This window comes from Streptomyces sp. NRRL WC-3549, assembly GCF_000721935.1.
Classification (GTDB): Bacteria; Actinomycetota; Actinomycetes; order Streptomycetales; family Streptomycetaceae; genus Streptomyces.
Genome location: NZ_KL585391.1, coordinates 136,498 through 144,777 on the forward strand (window position 1 = coordinate 136,498; position 8,280 = coordinate 144,777).

Below are 8,280 nucleotides of genomic sequence, written 5' to 3' on the forward strand. Positions count from 1 at the left end.
TAGCCGCTCTCGACGATCTTCTCGTCGGCGGCGACCAGTCCGGCCTCGCGCAGCACGTCGGCGGCGATCAGCGGTTCGGCCGCGGCGAGCGAGGCGGCGTCCGGGTAGTGCGCCTTGGGGATGACCAGGACGTGGGTGGGGGCCTGGGGGTTTATGTCACGGAAGGCGACGGTCGTCTCGCTCTCGCGGACGATGGTCGCCGGGATGTCGCCCGTGACGATCTTGCAGAACAGGCAGTCGGACTGCGGTTCTCCCGCCATGCCCCGGCCTCCTCGGTCGCGTGGGTGAGCGTGCCCCGCCCGGGGGCGCCGCTCGCGATGGACGTGATCAGTACTCCGGCATGCTATCCGGCCCGGCGTGCGGCGCGGCCGGGGAGCGTGCGCGGAGCCGGTCGAAGCGGGTCGTCGGCGTGACGGGCGCTGTCCGGGTCCGGGCACAGCGCCGCGGGACACCCGGCCCGTCCAGGGCCGGGGGGCCGCCGGGACGGACGGCGCGGCCTCGCGGGACCCGCGCCGGCACGGGCCAGGCCCGGAGCCGGTCGGAGCGGGTCGTCGGCGTGACGGGCGCTGTCCGGGTCCGGGCACAGCGCCGCGGGACACCCGGCCCGTCCAGGGGCCGGGGGGCCGCCGGGGCGGACGACGTGGCATCGCGGGACCCGCGCCGGCCCGGGCCCGGAGCCCTCGGGGCGCCGCCCGGCCCCCTGCGGCGGGAGGGGGCGGACCTCAGCCCCAGCGCCCCGTGCGCCCCATCAGCAGGGCCGCCGCGGCCGTCCCTGCGGTCGAGGTGCGCAGCACGCTCGGGCCGAGCCGGTAGGGCGGGGCCCCGGCCTCGGCGAAGGCGGCGAGCTCCTGCGGCGAGACACCGCCCTCCGGGCCCACGACCAGCACGATCGAGCCCTGCGCGGGAAGTCCGGCGGTGGCCAGCGCGGCGCTGGGGGCGTCCCGGTCCTCGTGCAGGACGCCCGCGAAGTCGGCCCCGGCCAGCAGGGCGGCGACCTGCTTGGTCGTCATCGCCTCGGACACCTCGGGGAAGCGCACCCGGCGCGACTGCTTGCCCGCCTCACGCGCGGTGGTGCGCCACTTGGCCAGCGACTTGAGTCCGCGCTCGCCCTTCCACTGCGTGATGCAGCGCGAGGCCTGCCACGGCACGATCGCGTCCACGCCCGTCTCGGTCATCGTCTCGACGGCGACCTCACCCCGGTCACCCTTCGGGAGCGCCTGGACGACGGTGATCCGGGGCTCGGGGGCGGGTTCCTCACGCACCGTCGCGAGGCCGACCACCAGCCGGTCCTTCCCCTCGGCCGCCCGGACGACGCCCTCGGCCCAGCGACCGCGCCCGTCGGTGAGGACGACGTCCTCCCCGGGGTTCAGCCGCTTCACCGAGACGGCGTGCCGCCCTTCGGGGCCGTCCAGCACGAACTCCGGCCCACCGGGCAGGCGTTCGACGACGAAGACCGGTGCCGTCACCGGGTGCTCCTCCCACTCACTGCCGCACACGCGGCGTCCATTTCGGCGACGAGCAGCTCCACGAGTTCCCCGGCGGGCAGCTCGCGTGCCATCCGGTGGCCCTGTCCGGCCCACAGGGCCATGCCCTGGGCGTCCCCGGCCCGGGCGGCGGCCTTGCGCAGTCCGCCGGTCAGCTGGTGCACCTGCGGGTAGGCGGCGGGGGCGTACGGGCCGTGCTCCCGTACGAAGCGGTTGACCAGCCCGCGGGCCGGGCGCCCGGAGAAGGCCCGGGTCAGAGCCGTCGTCACGAAGAGCGGGTTGGTCAGGGCCTGCTTGTGCAGCCGGTGGGCGCCCGACTCCGGGCAGGCCAGGAACGCCGTCCCGAGCTGCGCCGCCTGGGCGCCCGCCGCCAGCACCGCCGCGATCTGGGAGCCGCGCATCAGCCCGCCGGCCGCGACGACCGGCAGCTGGACGCTCTCCCGGACCTCGGCGACGAGGGTGAGGAGTCCGGTGCCGGTGAGCCCGCCCTGCGGGTCGTCGCGGTGGGTGGACCGGTGGCCGCCGGCCTCGACGCCCTGGGCGCAGACGGCGTGGGCGCCCGCCCACTGCGCGTCCCGTGCCTCCTGGGCGGAGGTCACCGTCACCACGGTGAAGGTGCCCGCCGCGGCGAAGGCGTCCAGGACCTCACGGCCGGGGCAGCCGAAGGTGAAGGAGACCACGGGGACGGGGTCCTCCAGGAGGATCGCGACCTTCGCCTCGTAGCCGTCGTCGCCCCCGGCGTCCGGGTCGCCGAGCGGGGTCTCGTACCAGGCGGCCTCACCGGCGAGCTGGTGGCGGTAGACCTCGACGGCGCTGAGGTCGGCGAGCGGCGGGTGCGGCATGAACAGGTTGACGCCGAACGGCTGGCCGGTCAGCGCCCGCAGCTGCTTGATCTCCTGGTACATGCCGTCCGCCGTCTTGTACCCGGCGGCGAGGAACCCGAGCCCGCCGGCCTCGGCGACGGCGGCGGCCCGCGGCCCTGCACGACGGGATAGCGGCTCAGATCGGTCAGCGCCAAGGACATGACCGCATCGTCCCACGCTCCGCACGACGGTCCGAATCAGCCGGCTCCGCCCCCGGTCCCGTCCCCGGCGTACACCGCACCGCCCGCCGGTACAGGGCCGGCGGGCGGTGCGGGGCGGGCGCCGAAGCGGGCTCAGCGGCCGTTGAAGGCGTCCTTCAGCCGGGAGAACAGCCCCTGCTGGCCCGGCTGGAACTGGCCGGTGGGCCGCTCCTCGCCGCGCAGCTTCGACAGCTCGCGCAGCAGCCGCTCCTGCTCGGGGTCGAGCTTGGTCGGGGTGATCACCTCGACGTGCACGATCAGGTCACCGCGTCCGCCGCCGCGCAGGTGCGTGACGCCCCGCCCGTGCAGCGGTACCGACTGGCCGGACTGGGTGCCCGGCCTGATGTCGATCTCCTCCAGGCCGTCCAGCGTCTCCAGCGGCACCTGGGTGCCGAGGGCCGCGGCCGTCATCGGGAGCGTGACCGTGCAGTGCAGGTCGTCACCGCGCCGCTGGAACACCGGGTGCGAGAGCTCGTGGATCTCGACGTAGAGGTCACCGGCGGGACCGCCGCCGGGGCCGACCTCGCCCTCGCCCGCGAGCTGGATGCGGGTGCCGTTGTCGACACCGGCGGGGATCTTCACGGTCAGGGTGCGCCGCGAACGGATGCGGCCGTCGCCCGCGCACTCGGGGCACGGGGTGGGCACGACCGTACCGAAGCCCTGGCACTGCGGGCAGGGACGCGAGGTCATGACCTGGCCGAGGAAGGACCGGGTGACCTGGGAGACCTCGCCCCGGCCGCGGCACATGTCACAGGTCTGCGCGGAGGTGCCGGGCGCGGCACCCTCACCGCTGCAGGTCGTGCAGACGACCGCCGTGTCGACCTGGATGTCCTTGGTCGTACCGAAGGCCGCCTCGTTGAGGTCGATCTCCAGGCGGATCATCGCGTCCTGGCCGCGCCGGGTGCGCGAGCGGGGCCCGCGCTGCGACGCCGTGCCGAAGAAGGCGTCCATGATGTCGCTGAAGTTGCCGAAGTTGCCGGCGCCGAAGCCGCCCGCACCGCCACCGCCGCCCGAGGCGGACAGCGGGTCGCCGCCGAGGTCGTAGACCTGCTTCTTCTGCGGGTCCGACAGCACCTCGTAGGCGGCGTTGATCTCCTTGAACCGCTCCTGGGTCTTCGGATCGGGGTTGACATCCGGGTGCAGCTCGCGGGCGAGCCTGCGGAATGCCTTCTTGATCTCGTCCTGGGAAGCGTCGCGGCGCACGCCGAGTACGGCGTAGTAGTCCGTGGCCACTTACGACTCCGCCAGGATCTGTCCGACGTAACGTGCCACTGCGCGTACCGCTCCCATCGTTCCGGGGTAGTCCATGCGGGTCGGTCCGACCACGCCGAGTTTGGCGACTGCCTCGTCGCCCGAACCGTAGCCGACCGCGACGACGGACGTGGAGTTGAGGCCCTCGTGGGCGTTCTCGTGCCCGATCCGTACGGTCATGCCTGAGTCCGTGGCCTCACCGAGCAGCTTCAGCAGCACGACCTGCTCCTCCAGTGCCTCCAGCACCGGCCGGATCATCACGGGGAAGTCGTGCCCGAAGCGGGTGAGGTTGGAGGTGCCGCCGATGATCAGCCGCTCCTCCGTCTCCTCGACCAGAGTTTCGAGAAGGACGGACAGGACCGTGGACACGGCCGCCCGGTCCTCGGTCTCGAAGGACTCCGGAAGGTCCTGCACCAGCTGCGGGACGTCCGCGAAGCGGCGCCCGACGACCCGGCTGTTGAGCCGGGCCCGCAGGTCCGCCAGGGCGGTGTCCCCGAACGGGGCAGGGCAGTCGATCATACGCTGCTCGACCCGGCCCGTGTCCGTGATCAGGACGAGCATCAGCCGGGCGGGAGCCAGCGACAGCAGCTCCACGTGCCGCACCGTCGAACGCGTCAGCGAGGGGTACTGCACGACGGCGACCTGCCGGGTCAGCTGCGCCAGCAGCCGCACCGTACGGCCCACGACGTCGTCGAGGTCGACGGCGCCTTCGAGGAAGTTCTGGATCGCGCGGCGCTCGGGCGACGACAGGGGTTTGACCCCCGCGAGCTTGTCGACGAAGAGCCGGTACCCCTTGTCCGTGGGGATGCGCCCCGCACTGGTGTGCGGCTGGGCGATGAAGCCCTCGTCCTCCAGCACCGCCATGTCGTTGCGGACGGTCGCCGGGGAGACCCCCAGGTTGTGCCGCTCCGTGAGTGCCTTGGAGCCGACGGGCTCCTCGGTGCCGACATAGTCCTGGACGATGGCGCGCAGCACTTCGAGTCTGCGTTCGCTGAGCATCGCGCACACCTCCAGCTGTTGTCTCCGGTCCCTGCCTGGCACTCTGTCCGTTCGAGTGCCAGCAATCCCCCGGTCAGTGTACGGGGGCGGGGTGGGCCCGGGGCAAGGGCGACCGGCCAGGCCGTCGCGCGAGGGCCCGGACCGTTGCCGATAGCGTCGTCGTATGGACGTCTCTTGGGAAGACTTCGGCTGGGAGCGGTTGGGCGACGGTACGGGACGCCGGCGCCTCCCCCGCTGGGACGCGACCGCCGCACTGGTGGCCGGGACGGACGGGGCGCTGCTCTACGACACCGGCTCCACGCTCCGGGAGGGGGCCGGGCTGCGGGCCGATGCCGAGGGGCTGCTCGGCCGGAGGGTGACGCATATCGCACTGAGCCACCCGCACTTCGATCATGTGCTCGGTACCGCCGCCTTCGCGGGGGCCGAGGTCTACGGCGCGGTCGGTACGGCGGAGCTGCTGTCCCGGGGCGCGGCGGAACTGCGCGCGGACGCGGTGCGCCACGGGATGGACGAGCAGGAGGCCACGGCGGCGACGGACGCCCTGGTGGTCCCGCGCCACCAGGTGAGCGGCGACTGGACACTCGATCTCGGCGGCGGCCTGCAGGTCCTGCTGGCGAACGTGGGCCCCGGGCACAGCGGCCACGACCTGGCGGTACTGGTGCCGGGCTCCCCGGTCGTGGTGCTCTGCGGCGATCTGGTCGAGGAGTCCGGCGAACCGCAGGCCGGCCCCGACGCCGTGCCCGCCCGCTGGCCGGCCGCGCTGGACCGGCTGCTGGAGCTGGGCGGCGAGGACGCGCTGTACGTCCCGGGGCACGGGGCGGTGGTGGACGCGGCGTTCGTACGGGCGCAGCGCGCGCGGCTGGCGGCCCGCTTCGGCGTGTCGTGAACGGGCCTCGGCCTATCGTCGGTCCATGCGCAGCTACCAGCCGGATCTGACCCCGCCGTGGAAGAGGTCCGCCCCCGCCCCCGAGGTCCCCGCCGAGCCCGATCTGGTGGTGGAGGAGGTGTCCACCGGTTTCTGCGGTGCGGTGATCCGGTGCGAGAAGACCGCCCAGGGGCCCGCGGTCACCCTGGAGGACCGTTTCGGCAAGCACCGGGTGTTCCCGATGGAGCCGCGTGGCTTCCTGCTGGAGGGCAGGGTCGTCACCCTCGTCCGCCCGCCGGCCGGCGGCCCGGTCCGCCCCGCGCGTACGGCGTCCGGTTCGGTCGCGGTGCCCGGGGCGCGGGCGCGGGTGGCCCGGGCGGGCCGTATCTACGTGGAGGGGCGGCACGACGCCGAGCTCGTGGAGCGGGTCTGGGGCGACGACCTGCGCATCGAGGGCGTGGTGGTGGAGTACCTGGAGGGCGTCGACGACCTCCCGGCGATCGTCCGCGAGTTCGCCCCGGGCCCGGGTGCCCGGCTCGGTGTGCTGGTCGACCACCTGGTGCCGGGTTCCAAGGAGTCCCGTATCGCCGCCCGGGTCACGGACGAGCACGTGCTCGTGGTGGGGCATCCGTACATCGACGTCTGGGAGGCCGTGAAACCGTCCTCCGTGGGGATCGACGCGTGGCCGGTGGTGCCGCGCGGCCAGGACTGGAAGACCGGGGTGTGCCGGGCGCTGGGGTGGCCGGAGAACACCGGGGCGGCCTGGCAGCACATCCTGTCCCGGGTCGGCTCGTACAAGGACCTGGAGCCGCAGCTGCTGGGCCGGGTCGAGGAGCTGATCGACTTCGTCACCCTGCCCGGCTGAGCTCCCCGGGGCGTGCGCGGGCGTGTTCGTCACCCTGCCCGGCTGAGCGGTCCGGGGCGTGCGCGGGCGTCTTCGTCGGGCACCTGGGTCGGCCGTGGCCGCTCCGAGCGCCCCGGGGCAGGCGCGGGGCCTCCGTGCAGGCCCCCGCCCGTCAGTCGACGAGGTCCCGGACCACCGCGTCGGCCAGCAGCCGTCCGCGCAGGGTGAGGACGGCGCGGCCCTCCGCGTAGGGTCCGGGCTCCAGCAGGCCGTCATCCACCGCCCGGCCCGCCGCCGCGAGACCGGCCGGTGCGAGCAGGGACAGCGGGCAGCCCTCCACGAGCCTCAGCTCCAGCAGGATGCGCTCCACCCGCCGGTCCTCGTCACCGAGCACCTCGCGGCCGGCCCCGGGCGAACGGCCCTCGGCCAGCGCCTGCGCGTACGCCCCGGGGTGCTTGACGTTCCACCAGCGCACACCGCCGACGTGGCTGTGCGCCCCGGGGCCCGCGCCCCACCAGTCGGCGCCGCGCCAGTACAGCTCGTTGTGCAGGCAGCGCCCCTCGGGCGTACGGGACCAGTTGGACACCTCGTACCAGGAGAAGCCCGCGGCGGCCATCGCCTCGTCGGCGATCAGGTACCGGTCGGCGTGGACGTCGTCGTCGGTCATCGGGACCTCGCCGCGCCGGATGCGGCGGGCCAGCTGGGTGCCCTCCTCGACGATCAGCGCGTACGCGGACACGTGGTCGGGTCCCGCGCCGATCGCCGCGTCCAGGGAGGCACGCCAGTCGTCGTCGGACTCCCCCGGGGTGCCGTAGATCAGGTCGAGGTTGACGTGCTCGAACCCGGCCGCGCGGGCCTCGGCGACGCAGGCCTCGGGACGGCCCGGGGTGTGGGTGCGGTCCAGGATCTTCAGGACGTGCTGCCGGGCGCTCTGCATCCCGAAGGAGACCCGGTTGAAACCGCCCTCCCGCAGCGCCTCCAGATAGGCCGGCCCGACGGACTCGGGGTTGGCCTCCGTGGTGATCTCCGCGTCCTCGGCCAGCCCGAACTCCTCCCGGATCGCCGCCAGCATCCTGACGAGGTCGGCGGCGGGCAGCAGCGTCGGCGTACCGCCGCCGACGAAGACCGTGCGGACCGGGCGCGGGTCGTCGCCGAGCACCTTGCGGGCCTGGCGCACCTCCTCGACCAGGTGGGCCGCGTAGTTGTCCCGGGAGGCCAGCGCGCCCCCGGAGCCGCGCAGCTCGGTCGCGGTGTAGGTGTTGAAGTCGCAGTAACCGCAGCGGGTCGCGCAGTAGGGCACGTGCAGGTAGAAGCCGAGCGGCCGGTCGGCGGCGCCTTCCAGGGCGTGGCGGGGCAGTGCCCCGTCGTCGGGCACGGGTTCACCATCGGGCAGTACGGAAGGCATACCGTCCATTGTCACCCGTCGCCGGTGCTTTCCCCTCCGCCGCCCGTCGCGGGTGCCTGCGCCCCGTGCTCCGGCGGGACGACCTGGAGGACCAGCAGGGCGAGGTCGTCGTCGGGCGGCTGCTCGGCGAACGCGTGCACGGCCCGCCTGATCCGCTCGGCGATGCCGTCGGCCGACAGCCCCGCGCAGGCCGCCAGGGCGCGCGCGAGCCCGTCGCCGTCGTCGAACATCCGCCGCCCGGAGCGTCGCTCCGTCACCCCGTCGGTGACGCAGAGGAGGCTGTCGCCCGGCGCCAGGTCGAAGCTCTGGCTCTCGTACGCGATGTCCTCGACCTGTCTCTTATACACATCTCTGATGGCGCGAGGGAGG

At 74.1% G+C, this 8,280-nt stretch carries 8 protein-coding genes and 1 pseudogene; 2 read left to right on the forward strand and 7 right to left on the reverse strand.

Features of this window, described 5'->3' with window-relative positions:
* From IH13_RS0109210 to hrcA, 5 genes and pseudogenes are all read right to left on the reverse strand, one after another.
* The coding region (locus tag IH13_RS0109210; protein ID WP_031082745.1) for an HIT domain-containing protein at positions 1 to 260 on the reverse strand (260 nt) is incomplete at its 3' end.
* A gap of 462 nt (positions 261 to 722) precedes the next feature.
* Complete coding sequence (locus tag IH13_RS0109215; RefSeq protein ID WP_031082747.1) at positions 723 to 1,466, reverse strand: 16S rRNA (uracil(1498)-N(3))-methyltransferase; 744 nt, start codon at positions 1,464 to 1,466, stop codon at positions 723 to 725.
* Positions 1,463 to 2,508 (reverse strand): annotated as a pseudogene (locus IH13_RS37075) (nitronate monooxygenase). Before IH13_RS37075 ends, IH13_RS0109215 begins: the two are co-directional and overlap by 4 nt.
* Positions 2,509 to 2,640: 132 nt before the next feature.
* A complete protein-coding gene (gene dnaJ, locus IH13_RS0109225; RefSeq protein ID WP_031082748.1) occupies positions 2,641 to 3,780 on the reverse strand; it encodes a molecular chaperone DnaJ in 1,140 nt (379 codons plus the stop codon).
* Positions 3,781 to 4,797: a heat-inducible transcriptional repressor HrcA gene (gene hrcA / locus IH13_RS0109230; protein WP_031082750.1), complete on the reverse strand. Its 1,017-nt coding sequence runs from the start codon at positions 4,795 to 4,797 to the stop codon at positions 3,781 to 3,783.
* A 163-nt stretch (positions 4,798 to 4,960) separates the two neighbouring features.
* On the opposite strand from hrcA, the gene IH13_RS0109235 reads away from it, so the two are divergent.
* Positions 4,961 to 5,683 (forward strand): MBL fold metallo-hydrolase, encoded by a 723-nt coding sequence (locus IH13_RS0109235; RefSeq protein ID WP_031082752.1) that lies wholly within the window; start codon positions 4,961 to 4,963, stop codon positions 5,681 to 5,683.
* A gap of 25 nt (positions 5,684 to 5,708) precedes the next feature.
* Entirely contained in the window at positions 5,709 to 6,527 is an 819-nt protein-coding gene (locus IH13_RS0109240) for a DUF3097 domain-containing protein (RefSeq protein WP_031082754.1), read from the forward strand.
* A gap of 151 nt (positions 6,528 to 6,678) precedes the next feature.
* Here IH13_RS0109240 and hemW read toward each other — a convergent pair whose 3' ends face one another.
* Together hemW and IH13_RS0109250 are read right to left on the reverse strand one after the other, a co-directional pair.
* Entirely contained in the window at positions 6,679 to 7,911 is a 1,233-nt protein-coding gene (gene hemW, locus IH13_RS0109245) for a radical SAM family heme chaperone HemW (RefSeq protein ID WP_037841034.1), read from the reverse strand.
* Positions 7,912 to 7,922: 11 nt separating this feature from the next.
* On the reverse strand, positions 7,923 to 8,280 hold a 358-nt coding region (locus IH13_RS0109250; protein ID WP_158791112.1), incomplete at its 5' end, for a PP2C family protein-serine/threonine phosphatase.

Bases quoted from the DNA above. Each gene is read 5' to 3' on its own strand.
- IH13_RS0109235 (WP_031082752.1), top strand. From the start codon at position 4,961: ATGGACGTCTCTTGGGAAGACTTCGGCTGGGAGCGGTTGGGCGACGGT.
- IH13_RS0109240 (WP_031082754.1), top strand. From the start codon at position 5,709: ATGCGCAGCTACCAGCCGGATCTGACCCCGCCGTGGAAGAGGTCCGCC.
- hrcA (WP_031082750.1), bottom strand. From the start codon at position 4,797: ATGCTCAGCGAACGCAGACTCGAAGTGCTGCGCGCCATCGTCCAGGAC.
- hemW (WP_037841034.1), bottom strand. From the start codon at position 7,911: ATGCCTTCCGTACTGCCCGATGGTGAACCCGTGCCCGACGACGGGGCA.